This is a genomic window from Pedobacter sp. BAL39, assembly GCF_000170795.1.
Lineage (GTDB): Bacteria > Bacteroidota > Bacteroidia > Sphingobacteriales > Sphingobacteriaceae > Pedobacter.
This window is the reverse complement of sequence record NZ_ABCM01000006.1, coordinates 79,368-96,867: the sequence shown is the minus strand read 5'-3', so window position 1 is coordinate 96,867 and position 17,500 is coordinate 79,368. Positions and strand designations below refer to the sequence as shown.

General features: G+C 41.0%; 17 protein-coding genes and 1 other RNA gene. 12 read left to right on the top strand and 6 right to left on the bottom strand.

What is annotated here, in order from left to right; translation table 11 throughout:
* The first annotated feature begins 5 nt into the window (after positions 1–5).
* Positions 6–728 (top strand): RluA family pseudouridine synthase, encoded by a 723-nt coding sequence (locus PBAL39_RS09900; RefSeq protein WP_008240863.1) that lies wholly within the window; start codon positions 6–8, stop codon positions 726–728.
* A gap of 13 nt (positions 729–741) precedes the next feature.
* Positions 742–2,529 (top strand): chloride channel protein, encoded by a 1,788-nt coding sequence (locus tag PBAL39_RS09895; RefSeq protein WP_008240855.1) that lies wholly within the window; start codon positions 742–744, stop codon positions 2,527–2,529.
* Positions 2,530–2,569: 40 nt separating this feature from the next.
* Here the strand turns inward: PBAL39_RS09895 and PBAL39_RS09890 are convergent, their stop codons facing one another.
* From PBAL39_RS09890 to PBAL39_RS09880, 4 genes are all read right to left on the bottom strand, one after another.
* Positions 2,570–3,976: a sigma-54 dependent transcriptional regulator gene (locus PBAL39_RS09890; RefSeq protein WP_008240854.1), complete on the bottom strand. Its 1,407-nt coding sequence runs from the start codon at positions 3,974–3,976 to the stop codon at positions 2,570–2,572.
* Between the two features lie 66 nt (positions 3,977–4,042).
* An RNA gene (rnpB, locus tag PBAL39_RS24635) (RNase P RNA component class A) lies at positions 4,043–4,417 on the bottom strand.
* Positions 4,418–4,565: 148 nt separating this feature from the next.
* Complete coding sequence (locus PBAL39_RS09885; RefSeq protein ID WP_008240853.1) at positions 4,566–4,988, bottom strand: cytochrome c; 423 nt, start codon at positions 4,986–4,988, stop codon at positions 4,566–4,568.
* A gap of 3 nt (positions 4,989–4,991) precedes the next feature.
* On the bottom strand, positions 4,992–5,648 hold the full coding sequence (locus PBAL39_RS09880; protein ID WP_008240852.1) for an SCO family protein: 657 nt from the start codon (positions 5,646–5,648) through the stop codon (positions 4,992–4,994).
* 208 nt (positions 5,649–5,856) lie between these two features.
* Between PBAL39_RS09880 and PBAL39_RS09875 the strand changes: the two genes are divergently transcribed.
* From PBAL39_RS09875 to PBAL39_RS09850, 6 genes are all read left to right on the top strand, one after another.
* A complete protein-coding gene (locus PBAL39_RS09875; RefSeq protein ID WP_008240851.1) occupies positions 5,857–7,191 on the top strand; it encodes a sigma-54 dependent transcriptional regulator in 1,335 nt (444 codons plus the stop codon).
* Positions 7,192–7,604: 413 nt separating this feature from the next.
* A complete protein-coding gene (locus PBAL39_RS09870) occupies positions 7,605–8,609 on the top strand; it encodes a beta-ketoacyl-ACP synthase III (RefSeq protein ID WP_008240850.1) in 1,005 nt (334 codons plus the stop codon).
* Between the two features lie 60 nt (positions 8,610–8,669).
* Complete coding sequence (locus tag PBAL39_RS09865) at positions 8,670–9,056, top strand: acyl-CoA thioesterase (protein ID WP_008240849.1); 387 nt, start codon at positions 8,670–8,672, stop codon at positions 9,054–9,056.
* A gap of 75 nt (positions 9,057–9,131) precedes the next feature.
* Positions 9,132–9,506: a hypothetical protein gene (locus tag PBAL39_RS09860; RefSeq protein ID WP_008240848.1), complete on the top strand. Its 375-nt coding sequence runs from the start codon at positions 9,132–9,134 to the stop codon at positions 9,504–9,506.
* Between the two features lie 153 nt (positions 9,507–9,659).
* Positions 9,660–10,094: a hypothetical protein gene (locus tag PBAL39_RS09855; protein WP_157273975.1), complete on the top strand. Its 435-nt coding sequence runs from the start codon at positions 9,660–9,662 to the stop codon at positions 10,092–10,094.
* Positions 10,094–10,726 carry an SCO family protein gene (locus tag PBAL39_RS09850; protein WP_008240846.1) on the top strand — a complete coding sequence of 211 codons (633 nt, stop codon included), beginning with the start codon at positions 10,094–10,096 and terminating at the stop codon, positions 10,724–10,726. The genes PBAL39_RS09855 and PBAL39_RS09850 overlap by 1 nt, the downstream gene beginning before the upstream one ends.
* A 226-nt stretch (positions 10,727–10,952) precedes the next feature.
* Here the strand turns inward: PBAL39_RS09850 and PBAL39_RS09845 are convergent, their stop codons facing one another.
* Together PBAL39_RS09845 and PBAL39_RS09840 are read right to left on the bottom strand one after the other, a co-directional pair.
* Complete coding sequence (locus PBAL39_RS09845; RefSeq protein WP_232282926.1) at positions 10,953–11,123, bottom strand: hypothetical protein; 171 nt, start codon at positions 11,121–11,123, stop codon at positions 10,953–10,955.
* 191 nt (positions 11,124–11,314) lie between these two features.
* A complete protein-coding gene (locus PBAL39_RS09840) occupies positions 11,315–13,117 on the bottom strand; it encodes a hypothetical protein (RefSeq protein ID WP_008240844.1) in 1,803 nt (600 codons plus the stop codon).
* 134 nt (positions 13,118–13,251) lie between these two features.
* On the opposite strand from PBAL39_RS09840, the gene PBAL39_RS09835 reads away from it, so the two are divergent.
* The 4 genes from PBAL39_RS09835 to hemN all read left to right on the top strand — a co-directional run bounded on the left by PBAL39_RS09835 (position 13,252) and on the right by hemN (position 17,446).
* Positions 13,252–14,436 carry a PAS domain-containing sensor histidine kinase gene (locus tag PBAL39_RS09835; protein WP_008240839.1) on the top strand — a complete coding sequence of 395 codons (1,185 nt, stop codon included), beginning with the start codon at positions 13,252–13,254 and terminating at the stop codon, positions 14,434–14,436.
* 36 nt (positions 14,437–14,472) lie between these two features.
* Positions 14,473–15,531: a response regulator gene (locus PBAL39_RS09830; protein WP_008240837.1), complete on the top strand. Its 1,059-nt coding sequence runs from the start codon at positions 14,473–14,475 to the stop codon at positions 15,529–15,531.
* An 83-nt stretch (positions 15,532–15,614) separates the two neighbouring features.
* Positions 15,615–16,064: a lactate dehydrogenase gene (locus PBAL39_RS09825; protein WP_008240836.1), complete on the top strand. Its 450-nt coding sequence runs from the start codon at positions 15,615–15,617 to the stop codon at positions 16,062–16,064.
* 11 nt (positions 16,065–16,075) lie between these two features.
* The gene (gene hemN, locus PBAL39_RS09820; protein ID WP_039866413.1) at positions 16,076–17,446 is read left to right on the top strand and encodes an oxygen-independent coproporphyrinogen III oxidase; all 1,371 of its coding nucleotides are present in this window, start codon (positions 16,076–16,078) and stop codon (positions 17,444–17,446) included.
* The last annotated feature ends 54 nt before the right edge of the window (positions 17,447–17,500 follow it).

Sequence of the window (17,500 nt, the reverse complement as noted above, 5' to 3'; positions counted from 1 at the left end):
CTGTATTGAAATATCCTTCCTTTAAAGACATTATCCTATTTGAAAACGACGACTATATAGTTGTAAATAAACCACCATTTGTAGCATCTCTGGATGAGCGTGGGGGTTCTGGTGAAGTAAATATCCTGCGTCTGGCAAAGCAATATAGCCCGGATGCACAGGTTTGCCACCGTTTAGACAAAGAGACTTCAGGTGCCATAATTATTGCTAAAACACCTGAAGCTTATCGTAATGTAGCTATTCAGTTCGAAAAGCGAAAAATCAATAAGACCTATCACGCTATTGTAGACGGTCAATTCAGTTTTAATGATCTCTTCATAGATCTCCCCATTCTGAACGATGGGAATAAAAGTGTAACTATCGATCGGAAAGAAGGGAAACGTGCAGAGACGATCTTTAATTCGATTAAAAATTACAGGCATTATACACTGGTTGAATGCAAACCGATTACTGGTCGTATGCATCAGATTCGGATACATCTGGCTACTCAGCGTGCTGCAATTGCCGGTGACGATATGTATCGTGGCAAGCCTGTTTATCTGTCCAGTATGAAAAAAGGATATCGTATCTCTAAAGATGATGAAGAGCAACCGATTATGAAGCGTTTTGCCTTACATGCGAGACATCTTGTATTTAAAGGTACGGATGGGCAGGATATAGTTATTGAAGCCCCTTATCCTAAAGACTTTGCGACGCTCCTGAAATTACTTGATAAATTTGATGCTTAAAAAATAAAGGGGTATGTATGTACGGATGGTCAATTATCTGGACACTATAAATCAGTATCGCAGGACCAAGATCTCTAATAGGAATTTTCTGGTGATCGCGGCTGTCATTGTCGGTGCACTTGCCGGACTTGCGGCTTCTCTGCTTAAAGCCATAACACATCATATTGAGGCTTTCCTTCAGGATGGTTTTCATTGGCAGTATAAGTATTATCTTTTTTTCTTCTTTCCTTTCATTGGAATTTTGCTTTCTGTGATGTATGTAAGGAGGTTTATCAGAAAGGATAAGTTTGAGACAGGACTTACTCCCGTACTGTATAGCATTTCCAGCAGATCCAGCAAAATCAAATTTCATAACATCTACTCTCAGATGATCACTTCGGCACTTACCGTAGGCTTTGGTGGTTCAACGGGACTTGAGGCTCCAATTGTAATCAGTGGTGGTGGTATAGGGTCTGCGGTATCCAGATTTCTGGGATTGTCCTATCGCGAGACTACTATGCTACTGGCCTGTGGTGCAGCCGCGGGTATAGCGGCCGCTTTTAATAGTCCGATTGCGGGAATCGTTTTTGCCATTGAAATTTTGCTTCCTGAGTTTAGCATTCCAGCTTTTATTCCTTTGTTGTTGGCTTCGGCTACGGGCGCAGTTGTGGCCAGATTGTTCTATAATGAGCAGTTGTTTTACCTGGTTACTGAAGGCTGGAAGTTGGAAGCATTGTTTTTCTATATTGTTTTGGCCATCCTGATTGGCGGTTTCTCGCTATTCTTTACCATGGCCAACAATTCGATAAAATCTTTTTTTTATAAGATTCACTCACCTTATCAAAAGGTTGTTATAGGTGGCCTGGTGCTGGGTATCATGGTTTTTCTTTTTCCAACACTATATGGGGAAGGGTACATTACAATTAAAAGTCTATTGGCGGGTAATTATGCTTCAGTAGTGCAAAATAGTATATTCTCATCTTTCAGTTCAGTCCCCTGGATTGTCATTACCTTTACGCTCGTCACTGCATTTGCCAAGTCTGCTGCTACATTGGTAACGCTTGGCGCTGGTGGTAATGGAGGGACATTTGCACCCAGTTTGATTATTGGCGGGTTATTGGGTTTTGTCGTTGCGCAGACAGTGAATATGCTGGGAATTGCTCAGCTCAACGTACCCAATTTTATTGTCGCGGGAATGGCGGCATCGCTGAGTGCGATAATGCACGCACCGTTAACAGGAGTCTTCCTGATCGCCGAAATTACAGGAGGTTATATTTTGATGGTGCCATTGATGATTACTTCAGCCATAGCGTACCTGATCAACAGAGGAAAGCATAAATATTCCATTTACACAAAACCGCTCGCGGAAAAAGACGCGTTGCTTTCTCACGAAGATAAAGATGCCACGGTACTGCACATGATGAAATTGAAATATTTGATTGAAAAGGATTTTCTCGTACTTAATGAACAAGATCTGATTTCAGCCAAGATGACTGACATTCTGCAATCTAAGAGGAGCGTGTTCCCTGTAGTTGAGCAAGGTAATTTTAAAGGGCTGGTGTACTTGGAGGAGGTACTGAAAAAATACAACAACAGAGCTATTGAAGAGGTATTTACGGTGTCAGAGCTCATGGTGGCCGCACCAGCAAACATTAGGTTGACAGATTCCATGAAACAGGTTTTGCAAGTGATGGAAAGAGACAATGCTTGGCTATTGCCAGTTCTGGATGAGAATGATACTTACATAGGTTTTGTTTCTAAAACTTCAATTTTCAATAAGTACCGGGCGCTGCTGATTAGGCAGGCAGATTATATGGATTAAAAAAGAGGCCTTAAATGTATTTAAGACCTCTTTTGTATACTTAAGATTCGGTTGTTCTCTTCAATCCGAACTTCTCAATTTTACTGTAAAGATGGCTGCGCTGAATGTCAATGTCATCAGCAGTTTTGGAAACATTCCAGTTGTTTTTCTCCAATTTGAATTTTATAAATTCCTTTTCTGCATGATCCTTGTAGTCCTGGAAGTTACTAAACTTGTCAAAATTTGCCACAGGTGCAGCTGTTGATGTGGCTACCTGACTTCCCGTTGCAGCACCTATATTGGTGCCTCCTCCTGGGTTAGCAAATGCAGCAACGTCATGTTCAGTGATCACTTTATCGCTAAGGATGATCAGACGTTCAATCATATTGTGTAGTTCACGGACATTCCCTGTCCATGGTAAAGATTGAAGTGCTGACATGGCACCGTCACTGATTTTCTTAACAGGCATTCCATAATCCCTGCAAATGTCGTCCAAAAACTGTTGGGCAATTTCCGGAATGTCTTCAATACGTTCAGTAAGGTGAGGTACGTGAATATTGATCACATTAAGCCGGTGGTATAAATCCATACGAAAATTTCCGTCTTCAATTTCTTTCAGCAGGTCCTTATTGGTTGCCGCAAGGACTCTTACATTCACATCTAATTCCTTTTCACCACCAACGCGGCTAATTTTATGCTCCTGAAGCGCACGTAATACCTTTGCCTGGGCAGAAAGACTCATATCGCCAATCTCATCCAGAAATAACGTTCCTCCATTGGCAAGTTCAAATTTTCCTATACGCTGTTTAACAGCCGAGGTAAAAGATCCCTTTTCATGTCCAAAGAGTTCACTTTCAATTAATTCAGAAGGGATAGCTGCACAATTCACCTCAATAAGGGGACTTTCCGCTCGGTTTGATTTTTCATGCAACCAACGCGCAACAAGTTCTTTACCACTTCCGTTCGCTCCGGTAATGAGTACACGAGCATCAGTTGGAGCAACGCGTTCAATCGTTTCTTTTATTTTGCCGATACTCTCTGAGCTACCTAGGATATCCCGTGTTTTACTTGCTTTTCTTTTGAGTACCTTGGTTTCGGTTACCAGGGTACCTCTGTCGAGCGCATTTCTTACGGTAATCAGCAGGCGGTTAAGGTCAGGTGGTTTTGAGATGAAGTCAAAAGCTCCTTTTTTACTCGCTTCAATTGCTGTTTCTACGGTACCATGACCGGAGATCATGATGAATGGGAGGTCTGGACTATAAGCCAGTGCCTGCTCCAACACTTCCATGCCGTCCATCTTATTCATCTTTATGTCACATAGTACCAGGTCAAACTTCTTTTTCTTAATGAGTTCCAATCCGTCGACACCATTATCGATATCCTCAACTTCGTAGTTCTCATATTCAAGGATTTCGCGTAGGGTACTTCTTATCGCGCGCTCATCATCAATTATTAATAATTTTGCCATATGGTAATGCTCATCATTTATTAGGATACGAATATATTATTTTTATCAACAATCATTGATAAAATAAAAAAATGCAAGCCTGTAAGCCGGGTTCTGTATAGGACCGAGATCCTGTTTCTACCATTAATCTACTATAAATGTTGCCATTTATCTCTAACGACCTACCCACTAACATCGGACGAGCAGCCCTACATGCGTTAGCCTATTTGGTCTTTCAACTCCCGGGGTTTACCAGCAATCCGGTCGCCCGGAATACTCGTGAGCTCTTACCTCACGTTTTCAACCTTGCCTGTGCTTAAAAGCCATTGGCGGTGTGTTTTCTGCGGCACTTTCCATAACTCAGGCGTTCATTCCTGAGCCTCTTCCCGTTAGGAAGCGAGATGCTCTGTGTTGCCCGGACTTTCCTCTCCGACGAATCGCAGCGATAGAACAGCTTGCATTTTGGTGCAAAGATATAAAAAAGGGGCGTTTATTTTGCCTGAGGAACATTTATGAACGAGGTTTTAGTCATAATGTTAATCATTTGTTCTCAAACGGAGATTAATACTGTTTTCGGTGGCAGGTTTATGCCATTAGGTTTGATAATTGTCTATTTGCATTTGTTCAGATCTGCCTTCACTTGTTCAGGGGTATACATTCCCTGTCTATTACCAAAATTATTTGTGACGTATACGATCACTTGTGCGATATCAATATCCGCCAGATGATCTACAGCTGGCATATTTTCTTCATAATTGCGTCCGGCAACGGTTATCTTCGTGTTGATGCCATTTTTGATGAAACAGGCGATCTGATGTTTATTAGCTTTAAGAAAAATCGAGTCAGTTAATGGAGGACTAAGTGCGGCGAGACCTTCTCCATTACTGCCATGGCAATTCTGACAGTTTTTGATATAGATGTCGCGGCCATTCACATAATAAACATCTTGCTTGATCTGGTTCGCATTTTGGCAGGAATAAATGATGGTGGCAATACAGCTTAAGGATAAGATACAGATGATAACTTTGCGCATAATCTATTTTCTATCTTCATTTAATAACACTGGAATATCTTTCATTAGTTGTGCCACCTGCTCAGGATTCGTACCGTCGTAAGCCCCTCTGATTCGTCTCTGCCGATCAATGAGGACTAACCATCCCTGGTGGACATATCCGTCCCTGGCAGTAGTATCTTCCATTACTGCCACCAGGTAGCTGTATTCTGCGAGTTTATATATACTGTCTTTTGTACCATATACAAACTGCCACTGGCTTCCATCGACACCAAGTTTTTGCGCATATCTTTTCAATACAGAGGGTTTGTCGTATTTGAAATCTATTGTGTGGGAAAGGTATTTAACATCGGGGTTGTCTTTATATTTCTCAAATATGGTTTTCATATTCCTGTGCATGGTGGGACAGATGGTAGAGCAGGAAGTGAAAAAGAAATCAGCAATGTATATTTTGTCTTTAAATTGCTCATTGCTGATGTAGGTACTATCCTGATTAAGGAATTTGAAATCAGGGATAGTCTGATAAACTGTATCCACCGTAATTTTTCCATCACTCGTTGTGATTGTTTCTGCTTCTCTTGGCCCAAGAATCGGCAGTTTCCTGGCATCATGACATGCAGTAAGTAAAATGGTATATGTAATTATGGAAAGAAAGGGGAACGATCGTTTGAACTTCATCATCTGGTTATAGAGTTGGTGCCGCAAAGGTAACTAAAATGAAATAAACACCCCTACGTTGGATTTACTGGTGATTGCAAGAAATCGGTCATTAAATATTTCCTTTATCCGTTTTTCCCTATTCGAAATAGCAAATCATGCGGTTAGAAAAGACTCACTTGTCTGACTCACTTGTCTTAGATAATCGCTAATTTTGTGAAAATTATCCATTATGCATCAATCTGTGCTAATTATTGACGACGAAAAGAAGATCTGCGCACTTTTAGCCAGAATAATTGAGTTGGAAGGTTTCAATGTATTTCAGGCTGGCACGGGAAGAGAGGGATTAAAGCTGCTGAATATTCAGGATATAGATGTTGTGATCAGTGATGTAAAACTGCCCGACTTCAATGGAGTGGAACTCGTTTGCGAAATAAAAAAAATGAAATCTTATGTAGAGGTGATCAATCTGACGGCCTTCGGCACGATCCAGGATGGCGTCACCGCAATGAGAAACGGAGCATTTGACTACATTACGAAGGGAGATGATAATGATAAAATCATTCCATTGCTCTATAAGGCGATAGATAAAGTACGTTTGCAACGCCGGGTGTTTGATCTCGAAAACAGGGTTGTCAAAAAATACAGTTTTGATAGTATCCTAGGCCAATCCAAACCCATCAGAACTTCGCTAGATCTTGCAAGAAAAGTTTCACCTACAGATACCACTGTACTATTACTTGGAGAGACTGGTACAGGGAAAGAAGTATTTGCACAGGCTATACATTATGAGAGTCCGAGGAAGATGAAACCTTTTGTTGCACTAAATTGTAGCGGGTTTAATGCAGATTTGCTTGAAAGTGAGTTGTTTGGTTATAAAATGGGTGCTTTCACAGGTGCCATGAAAGACAAAAGGGGCTTGCTTGAAGAAGCCAATGAAGGTACGTTGTTTCTCGATGAAATTGGTGAAATGAATCTGGACCTTCAGTCTAAACTACTTCGTGTGCTGGAAAGCCAGACCTTTATTAAAGTTGGAGATACCCAGACAAGTAAGGTCAACGTACGTGTAATTGCTGCCACTAATAGAGATCTTAAAAAAGAAGCTGAATCCGGCAATTTTCGTTTGGATCTATATTACCGATTGTCAGTGTTTTCTATTGAATTGCCTGCCCTTTCGCATAGAAAGGAAGACATTCTCCTTTTCGCAAGACATTATCTTGAAGAATTCGCTATAAAAGTTAATAAACCCCCATTTGTTATTGATGAAGCTTTCGCAAAACTTCTATTAAAACATTCCTGGAAGGGGAATATACGTGAGTTGAAAAATGTGATGGAACGCGTGGCGATCCTTTCTGATATTCCATTATTGAATACCGAGCTCCTTCCTTATGAATTTCATGCCGATGCCTCCAATGGGGATGGGATGAAATTGCAGGTAGTTGAAATGCAACATATCATGAAGGTCTTGCATCATACAAACCGCAATAAAACTGAAACTGCGCGTCTTTTGGGAATTGGCCTTACTACCCTGTACCGGAAGATGGATGAATACAAAATTCAGATATAAAGATTTTTTTTTGATTTCCTCCTTTGATAGGATTTTTCCAAACTTTTGTGTCAACTAGGTATGTTAATGAAGTTCTTCGTCGCAATAAAGGCTTGAAGCGTCTAGGGTTTTAAAATATGTAAGTGCAATATTTACAGAAGCTTATGTTGTCTTTATGGGTGATTGACAACCTAATAAAAAGGGTTTTACAGGGATGAATAAGGCTGGATATGCCGCTTTTCGATACCTGAATTTAGCTCGGGAATGACCTGATTCTGAAGATACAATATGCCGCAGAACCCAAAAAGCTTTGGCAGAAATGAGTGCTGCCACAAAAGTACTACTAGAATATGTGGAAGAAGCTGTAACTTTGTAAAAAAACAAACAGCCAAGCTGCGGGCTTATCTGTTTTAAATGTTACAGCACACACATAAATGAGAATACGTAAAAATGCGGTGATAACCGGAGTTGGTGGTTATGTTCCGGAAACTGTTTTGAACAACCATGATCTGGAGAAAATGGTTGATACCAATCATGAATGGATTGTTTCAAGAACAGGAATAAAGGAGAGAAGAATAGTTAATGACGACGAAATCGCAACATCTGACCTTGCAACAAGAGCCCTGCTTAGATTGATGGAAGATGGGAATGTAAATCCGGATGAGATTGATTGTGTGATTGTGTCTACTTCTACTCCTGATTATGTAATGGTGTCAACTGGCAGCATGGTTTGTGAGAAAGCTGGCTTGAAAAATGCGTGGGGCATAGATACCAATGCTGCATGTAGTGGTTTTTTATATGCATTGACGCTGGGTGCCAGTATGATAGAAAGTGGTCGCTGCAAAAAGGTAATTGTAATTGGCGCGGATAAAAATAGCTCTATTGTTAACTATACTGACCGCAATACCTGTATTCTTTTTGGTGATGGAGCAGGTGCTGTGTTGCTGGAACAAACAGAAGAAGAAGTGGGACTTATCGACAGCTATTTCAGAACAGATGGTTCCGGAAAAGAAAATCTGATCGTCACCGCTGGTGGATCCAAAAATCCTGCTTCTCAGGAAACCCTTGATCAAAAGTTACATTATGTCCGTCAGGATGGTCGGGTGGTGTTTAAAGCTGCTATTCAGGGAATGACAGATACCTGTAAAGAAATTCTGGATGCAAATGATCTCGAGACTAAAAATATCAACTACCTGATTCCTCATCAGGCGAACTTACGAATCATACAGGCAGTAGGTGAACAACTCAATCTCAATGAATCGCAGGTGAAAGTCAATATTGATCGTTATGGCAATACAACTGCTGCAACAATACCTCTTGTTTTATGGGATTTTAAAGATGACTTTAAATACGGTGATAAACTAATTCTTACCGCTTTTGGAGCTGGTTTTTCTTGGGGTGCCACATATTTGAAGTGGGGAAAACTAAGGGAGAAATAATCCCGATTTGCCAGCTTATATACTGGATGATGTCATTGCCCGGAATGTTATAATCAACCCATGACTGTAGAAGAAAAAATTGAAAAATCAGAAACGCGTATTTTTAAAACCGTTTTCCCCAATAATACAAATCATTATGACACCCTCTTTGGGGGGGCAGCTATGCACATGATGGACGAAGTTGCGTTTATTACTGCAACCAGATTCAGCAGGCAGACAATGGTGACGGTAAGTAGCGACCGTATTGATTTCAAAAAGCCCATTCCGGCAGGAACATTTATAGAGCTCATCGGCAGGGTAAGTCATATAGGCAATACCAGTTTAAAGGTTAAGGTAGACATTTACATTGAGCAAATGTATTCCGAAGATCGAGAGCGGGCGGTTACTGGTGAATTTTCCTTTGTGGCTATTGATGAACATAAAAAACCTATCGCGGTATTGAAATAGCAGGAAAAGGGTTATGACCTGCTTTTTTCGTTTTTAAGATACATATCTTCATTTGTTGGTTATCTTTGTTGCCATATGTTTAATAAGCCCGTTGCCATAGTGATTTTGCTGAGTTTGCTGACCGTGAATTTTGCTAGCTTATTCGTATTTGCAGGTTTTGAATTAAACAAACAATATATTGCTGACCGGCTCTGTGTCAATAAAAATAAGCCTGAACTGCACTGTAATGGTAAGTGTTATCTAATGAAAAAGCTCAGAATGGCACAGGATAAAGAGCAGAAGCAGGAGCGCCAGTCTCAAAAAACACAAATTCAGGATGCATTGGTCATTATGCCTTTAAAATTTGAGCATTACAGTGCTACAGTTATGGTGTTACACATACCATTCTCAACAGGAGTCCCGAATGCCATTCGCATTGCTATCTTTCATCCCCCACAAGTCAATGTTTAATATCGGGCTTCCATAATCATCATAATTGGAAGTTGTAATTACACCATATCTTCCGTTTAAAAAAGCTTTCTGATAATCTTAAAGATGGAGACTTTCAAACGGAATTGGTGGTGTCAACCTATATTGAACAAATAACTTTATACAATCTAATACATGAAGAAAATAATTATACTGATGGCGTATGCCATCGGATTGGCAGCTTGCAGTCCAACTGCCGACTACAAAAAAGAAAGAGATGAAGTAATGGTGTTTCACGATAAGGTCATGGCTGATCATGGCGTGATCGTTGAGAACCAGATGAAGCTGGATACACTAACTAGAAATCTTGCTGATCTAAAACTGAAGTTCCCTGATTTGGATACATTAAAAGAAAAGGAGCATATGGTGTCACTGATTGCTGAGCTGAGTGCAGCGGAGGAGCAAATGAATACCTGGATGCACCAGTTTGAACCTGATGTTACAGGGAAATCCAACGACGAGTCCATTTCCTATTTCAAAAATGAAAAGCTTAAGATCCAGTCAGTGGATAGCCTTTATAAAAAAGAGATAAAAGTGTCAGGAGCGTATCTTAATAAATATCAGAAATAATGAAATATACAATTATTTATTCAGCGGCATCATTCATTTTGATGACTGCGGGGTGTAAGGATAAACCTGAAAAACTTCCTTTTCTGCAGATGGAAATTACAACTAAAGAGGTGGGTGGTAAGAGCATACCTGATACAACTTTCCGAACCATACCAGCCTTTAAACTGTTCAATCAGGATAGCGTGGTAATTACAGAAAAGGATTTTGAAGGTAAGATTTACGTGGCCGACTTCTTTTTTACTTCCTGCCCCAGTATTTGTCCAGTAATGCATCGAAATCTCATGAGAGTTTATCAGAAATATAAGGGTAACCCGGAGGTGAAACTGGCCTCACACACCATTGACGTAAAGTATGATACCCCTTCAAGAATGAAATCTTATGCAAATAAACTTGGAGTAAAAGGTGACCAATGGGAGTACTTGTGGGGCACCAGGGATGAGATTTATGCATTGGCAGAACGTAATTACCTGGTGGCCGTTCAACAGGATAATAAGGCTCCTGGAGGTTTTGTTCATCAAGGATATCTGGTGCTAGTAGACAAACAAAAACGCATCCGTGGTGCCTATGATGGTACGCTGGAAAAGGATGTGGAACAATTGATGGTTGATATGGATATTTTGTTAAAAGAATAGGCGAAGCAAACCATCATGATATAAAAACGAAACAGGGATAGATCTGGCGATGTATCCCTGTTTTAATAGATGGTTAATCCACCACAGATTAACCTAAACCAAACAAACTACATCTATAACGCAGGATGTTGTTAAAAAGTTTTGATTTCGAAAAATAAAATCAAAATTAATTATATGCCGCTACAAATCAGTAGTGTATGTATGCTATATGGAATTGAAATTTCATTTAATGGTAGAGGAATTCTTGTCCTTCCGGTGTAATCGAAGCCGCATGTTGTACAGTATGTCTGTCTATTCTGATATATCCCAATCGTTCGAGTTCTTCATACTGTTCTTCCATTCCTCCGAGGATAGATGAACTTACCTGCTGGTCAATAACCTCAAGTAATGATTTCATAGCTTCTTTTTCCATGATTTGTGGTTTTGGTGATAAACGGTTGATTTTCTATTAAATATAATAAAAACCTGCGCATATAAAAAACCGATTGCTCATTAATTGTGGAAAACGAACAGTTAAGGCTGATTGTAACTCAATCCAGGTAATGAGGATCCCCTGCACTGTTTTACAAGACGTCAATTGCTGCAATATTATACCGCGACAGCTGATAGACTAAATTGTCCAAGGTTTTTCTCCGCGAGGATTAATTGGGTCATCATTTCTTCTACAGCCATATTGCCTTGAAGTTTGAGCTCCGGAATCAGTTCTTTATAATAATTGATACCATTTAGTAGCTGGGCTTTAAACTTTGCAAAGTACTTCTCTTTTTTCGTATTGAGTTCATCAAATTGTGCAGCGATATCTTTTTTTAGGTAATCTACATATAACTGTAGTTCATTAATGAAAAGATTTGGTCTTACAACACCTTCCAGAAGATTTTGTCTTCCATAAATGTGATTGATCATTTCTTTAAGAGAATATCTGCCGGAAAAAAAGGCAATGTTTGGTCCCGGGCAGATGCTTACTGCATTACTCTCTTTCGGTTTGATAATGCCTAGCTTGAGGTAAGTTGATGCACAGAGACCTTCACATAAACATACTTTTTCTGTAATATGCTCAAATAGCTGCTGATACTTTTCCTTTGTGAGGCTAATTGCGTGTGATTTTAGCTCTTTCAGCTTTAGATTTTGATACTGCCTGGACGCGGTACAGATAGGCTCTTTGGTAAACTCAGTGTTTGTACAAAGGAACTTTTTTGTACAGGGGCTGCCAGGACGTCCATTCTGAAGACGTGTGATCCTTTGTTCCTCCGCAGTGCTTTTTTTGAAGTTGTTGAACAGCACACCGAGGGGAGAAGAATTACTTACATAGAAATCATCAGCCTTTGAGCTCACAAGATCTGAAAGTGTCTCTTCGTCTACGTTTGTCGCTTCAGGAACCAGTAAAAAGGGACTTCCCCATCCAGCAGCATCCAGCTGGTAATAGTTCATTAGAAACTGGTGTTCCTCAGCCGTTCCAATTCCACCCTGAGCAGTGATGCGCTGAGTACGGAAAGGGGGGGCGGTAAGTGTTTTCGAATGTAATGCTGCGATGTACATGTCCTGAAGTTCCGCGAACAGCTCCTGGCGTTTTGTCTTGAACTCTTCGAGAATCGGGCCAAGCAAAAAGCCTTCTGTCGCAAATGCATGTCCACCGCAGTTCAGTCCAGATTCTATTCTAAATTCTGAGACCCACAGCCCTTTCTTGGCCAGCATTTTAGCCTGGATGAGTGCGGAGCGAAAATCACTTACCTTAAGGATAATTTTTTTCTGGATATTTCCTTTTTCATCTGGAAAAAATGAGTCACAATGTTCCATATAGGCATATAACCTTGGATTTAAACCAGCAGAGATGATGATGGAACTCTTCAGAGTGCTTTTTGCAAATCCTCGCATTGCTGCCAGTGCATCTGTAAAATCATCACCTGTATATTCTTTCCTTGCATTATAATTTGCTTTATCCACCTTAGACATGATATTGACATCGATGTGACCAGGTTGCATCGCTGCTTTGAGCAGTTTTTGGACATTTCTCTTTTCATCCCCGTCAGGCAAGCTCATCATCTGCAGGTACTTTTTCTTCAATGGTAAATGGTCCGGTATCAGCTCAAAGTATTGCACCAGATCGCCATCGGCTTCAAATTGCTGCTCGAGCAGGGCTGAGAATTGCTTTTCAACCAACCTGTCCAGAAGGTTTAAATACGCGGTAATTCTTTTTGCTCTGCTGTCTGCTTCGTGTTTGCCGATTAGGCGGTACTCCTCGCCTGCATTTTCCTGATGGAATTTCCTCATGCGTTCTGTCAGTTCATCATCTACAATGGATACAACTGAGGAAATGCCGTATTTCGCTACTTTTAAAGGTGTGTCGATGGAATAACCTAAGCCCAGAACAGGAATGTGAAATGTATGGTTCATTTGTCTTTATGGGTGTGTTGAGCAACAAAAGAACAGCTTATTTCAATCTAAAAATATGACTTTGATCATTTTCGATGGTGATCAAGATTATAAATTAAGTTATTCCTAATTGGTTATATTTGTAAAAAGCGAATATGGAAAATGCCAGGCTATTAAATGCTATTATTGAAACTGCAATTGACGGAATTATCACCATCGACAGTCGCGGGATCATTGAAAGTCTCAATCCGGCGGCGTTAAAGTTGTTCGGGTATACTCAGGAGGAAGTTCAGGGGAGAAACATTTCCGTACTGATGCCAGAACCTGATAAGACCAATCATGACCAATATATTGCCAGGTATCAACATACCGGTGAAAAGAAAATTATCGGTAAAGGCCGTGAAGTAAAAGGATTGAAGAAGGATGGCTCAACATTCCCTTTTAGACTTGCGGTAAGTGAGGTGCAGTATGAAAACAGAATCATATATACTGGTTTTATACATGATTTAACAAAAGAAAAAGAGGCGGAAGAGCGCCTTCGTGAATATGCTTATGAACTGGAAGAACTTGTTGCACAGAGAACTAAATCGTTACAGAAAACTGTTGCTGCGTTGAGTGAGGCCAAAGAAGAGGTTAGCTTGTCGCTGGAGAAAGAAAAGGAGCTGAACCAATTGAAAAGCAGGTTTGTTTCGATGGCTTCTCACGAATTTCGTACACCGCTCAGTTCGGTGCAATTGTCCTCTTCTCTAATTGAAAAATACGCAGAACCTTTTCAGAATAAAAACATCACCAAACATGTCGGAAAGATCAAGAATGCGGTAGGCAATCTCACAACCATCTTAAATGATTTTCTTTCCCTTGAAAGACTGGAGGCGGGGAGGGTGGAACCTACCTTTACTGCATTTGACCTGGTAAAGCTTTCAGAAGAGGTGACGGAGGAGATGCAGATGATCGCAAAACAGGATCAGAACATTATTTATCAACATACCGGTCTTCAAAGCACAGTGCTCCTTGATCTTAATCTTTTGAAGAATTGCATGCTTAATCTGATCTCTAACGCCATTAAGTATTCCGGAGAACACACTTTCATCGAGTTTAATACAGAAATTAACGACAAGCAGTGTGTGGTGACTATAAAAGACAATGGCATCGGTATTCCTGAGTCGGACCACAAGCATTTATTTCAACCTTTCTTCAGAGCACATAACACGGGAAGCATTCCCGGAACGGGCCTGGGCCTTAACATTGTACTACGCTATGCATCGCTCATGAAAGGAGAACTTTACTTCGAAAGTATCATCAATAAAGGTACTACTTTCGTACTCTCATTTAATAGATAACTAACCTAGATTCAACAGTAATAACCATTCCAGTTTATGAAGAAAATACAGATACTCATTATAGAAGATAACGACGACATCAGGGAAAGTACTGCAGAAATCCTGGAGCTTGCAAACTATGATGTTTTACAGGCAAATAATGGCCGGGAAGGGGTAGAGCTGGCTAACAAGAACCTACCTGATCTGATCTTGTGCGACATCATGATGCCAGAGCTCGATGGCTATGGGGTGTTATACCTGCTCAACAAAAATCCTCAGACCGCAGCAACGCCGTTTATTTTTCTCACAGCTAAAGCTGAACGTCTGGACATGCGTAAAGGAATGGAAATGGGCGCAGATGACTACCTGACTAAACCTTTTGATGATGTGGAATTACTTAATGCCATTGAAAGCCGATTGAACAAAAAAGATAAACAGCACCAGTTCTACAGCCAGTCGCTCGACCGGCTGAGTAACCTCTTTAATGGGACTTCCGGACTTCAGGAATTGGAGAAAATGATTGCTGCAAGAAAAGTAAGGGCAATCAAAAAGAAACAAATTGTCTATTATGAAGGGGATCCTGCCTCGGGCGTGTATCTGGTGATCAATGGCAAGGTCAAAACTTTCAAGCTGAGTGAGGATGGCAGGGAGCTGTTAACAGGTATGTACAGTCATGAAGAATATTTCGGCATCACCTCCATCTTATTAAGTGCGCCCTATGCCGAAACTGCTGAAGCTATGGAAGACAGTACAGTATGTATGCTTCCAAAAGATATGATGGACGATCTGCTTAGCCGGTATCCCGATGTCGCAAGACAATTTATACATATCATTTCGAACAACCTTCAGGACAAGGAGGAACAGTTGTTGCAGCTGGCCTACCATTCGGTAAGAAAGAGAATGGCTGAGGTGCTCATCCGTCTTTGTAAACAGGAAGCGGAAGGAGAGGAGCTGGTGCTTCGTGTTTCCAGGGACAATCTCGCTGCAATGGCTGGAATGGCCACTGAGACTGTAAGCCGTATCCTTAGCGACTTTAAAGAGGAGGGGATCATTGAGCGTAAAGGTAGCCAGATCGTCATTCTTGATCAGAATAAACTAAAACAAATGAAAAACTGATGAACATCACTTTTTAGGCTGACTAAGCTCATTCCAGCCTGGAATCTGTCTGCGTAAATTTGGATTATAATAAATCTAACCGCATGAGAGTTGTAGCTTACAGTATAAAATCCTTTGAAAAGGAACCCTTGGCTTTAGCCAATAATAAAAAGCATGAGATTACATTGATTTCAAATGCTTTGGGTCCTGAGACAGCGGCTTATGCTCAGGGTAAAGAGGCGGTAATTGTTTATAATGCAGATGATAACCTGTCTGCTCCAGTAGTAAACAGACTGGCAGACCTGGGCGTAAAGTATATTGCCACGCGTTCTACGGATATTTCTCATATAGACCGCGATACCGCTGCTTTTAGAAAGCTTAAGATCGCCAATGTTTCTGTAGATGCATTAAGAGGGGTCGCAGAAAATGACCTGCCGACAGTACTGGCCGCAGAGACTATATTGAACCTTGACAATTGGCAGCACCACCGTTGTAAAGATGGTTGTGCATGCACAAAATCTTCCGATGCCGATTTGGATTTTCCGAAACACTAATGCGAAGCCTCATGCTGGTTGATACAAACAAAATAATATCAAAATATCTTGTAGCTGCCCCCCGCTACACGAGCTATCCAACTGTTCCCTACTGGGATACAGTTGGATTTAGTACCGAAAAGTGGACTGAAGCCGTATCGCGTTCGTTCAACGATAGTAATGATTCAGACGGCATCAGTGTATATATTCATCTGCCTTTTTGTGAGAGCCTTTGTACTTATTGCGGTTGCAATACCAGGATTACTAAAAATCACGGTGTAGAACGCCCATATATAGAAGCGGTATTGAAAGAATGGCAAATGTACCTTCAGTTATTTGATGCCAGGCCAAAGATTAAAGAAATGCATCTGGGTGGAGGCACACCAACTTTTTTCAGTCCTGAGCACCTTCAATTGCTTATCGATGGCATTCTTGACTTTGCCGATCTTCACGAAGATGCGGAGTTTAGCTTTGAAGCACATCCCGGAAATACAACTTCAGCCCACCTCATCGCCCTCAGGAAACTTGGCTTCAGAAGGCTAAGCCTAGGGATTCAGGATTTTGATCCGCATGTCCAACTCATCATCAACAGAATACAGAGTTATCAGGAAGTCAGAGATGTGACACTCAAAGCCAGGGAAATTGGATACACATCTATCAACTACGACTTGATCTATGGACTGCCACACCAAAATCTGCATGGGCTTTCAGATACCATTGAGGCTGTCTTAAAGTTAAGTCCAGATCGAATTGCATTCTACAGCTATGCCCATGTACCATGGGTCAGGGCAGGACAGCGAAGATATACAGAAGCGGACCTGCCGTCCGCAGATCTTAAACAGGAGCTTTATGAATTGGGCCGTAAAATGCTGAGAACCGGTGGTTATGTAGATATTGGGATGGATCATTTTACGTTGACCAACGACTCTTTATATACTGCGGAAAGAAAAGGTTACCTCCACAGGAATTTTATGGGCTATACACATCAGTACAGTAAACTGATGGTAGGACTTGGGGTATCGTCTATCAGTGACACCTGGAATGCCTTTGCACAAAATGTGAAAAAGGTGGAAGATTATATCAGCGTGATTGAAAATGGGCAATTTCCAGTATTCAAAGGACATTTGCTCGACGAAGAGGATGCAATCATCAGACGACATATCCTGAACCTGATGTGTAAAGGACATACTTCGTGGCATTTGCCCGAAGAACAATGTGCCTCCCTCACAGATACTACCAATCGGTTAAGGTGGCTGGCACAGGATGGACTAGTGATGCTCAGCGACCAGGATGTGAAAGTAACCCCTTTTGGCAAACGTTTCCTCCGCAATGTGTGTATGGCATTCGATGCCCGTTTGTGGGCTAATGAGCCTACCACACAATTATTTAGCCTTACAGGATAGGGTTTCCCAAGCCCTGTTTTTATATAGGAGTGTATGTGCTGCAAAAAGCCGTCC

Coding starts and splice junctions, on each gene's coding strand:
- PBAL39_RS09895 (WP_008240855.1), top strand. CDS start 742: ATGTATGTACGGATGGTCAATTATCTGGACACTATAAATCAGTATCGC.
- PBAL39_RS09890 (WP_008240854.1), bottom strand. CDS start 3,976: ATGGCAAAATTATTAATAATTGATGATGAGCGCGCGATAAGAAGTACC.
- PBAL39_RS09885 (WP_008240853.1), bottom strand. CDS start 4,988: ATGCGCAAAGTTATCATCTGTATCTTATCCTTAAGCTGTATTGCCACC.
- PBAL39_RS09880 (WP_008240852.1), bottom strand. CDS start 5,648: ATGATGAAGTTCAAACGATCGTTCCCCTTTCTTTCCATAATTACATAT.
- PBAL39_RS09875 (WP_008240851.1), top strand. CDS start 5,857: ATGCATCAATCTGTGCTAATTATTGACGACGAAAAGAAGATCTGCGCA.
- PBAL39_RS09870 (WP_008240850.1), top strand. CDS start 7,605: ATGAGAATACGTAAAAATGCGGTGATAACCGGAGTTGGTGGTTATGTT.
- PBAL39_RS09865 (WP_008240849.1), top strand. CDS start 8,670: ATGACTGTAGAAGAAAAAATTGAAAAATCAGAAACGCGTATTTTTAAA.
- PBAL39_RS09860 (WP_008240848.1), top strand. CDS start 9,132: ATGTTTAATAAGCCCGTTGCCATAGTGATTTTGCTGAGTTTGCTGACC.
- PBAL39_RS09855 (WP_157273975.1), top strand. CDS start 9,660: ATGAAGAAAATAATTATACTGATGGCGTATGCCATCGGATTGGCAGCT.
- PBAL39_RS09850 (WP_008240846.1), top strand. CDS start 10,094: ATGAAATATACAATTATTTATTCAGCGGCATCATTCATTTTGATGACT.
- PBAL39_RS09845 (WP_232282926.1), bottom strand. CDS start 11,123: ATGAAATCATTACTTGAGGTTATTGACCAGCAGGTAAGTTCATCTATC.
- PBAL39_RS09840 (WP_008240844.1), bottom strand. CDS start 13,117: ATGAACCATACATTTCACATTCCTGTTCTGGGCTTAGGTTATTCCATC.
- PBAL39_RS09835 (WP_008240839.1), top strand. CDS start 13,252: ATGGAAAATGCCAGGCTATTAAATGCTATTATTGAAACTGCAATTGAC.
- PBAL39_RS09830 (WP_008240837.1), top strand. CDS start 14,473: ATGAAGAAAATACAGATACTCATTATAGAAGATAACGACGACATCAGG.
- PBAL39_RS09825 (WP_008240836.1), top strand. CDS start 15,615: ATGAGAGTTGTAGCTTACAGTATAAAATCCTTTGAAAAGGAACCCTTG.
- hemN (WP_039866413.1), top strand. CDS start 16,076: ATGCTGGTTGATACAAACAAAATAATATCAAAATATCTTGTAGCTGCC.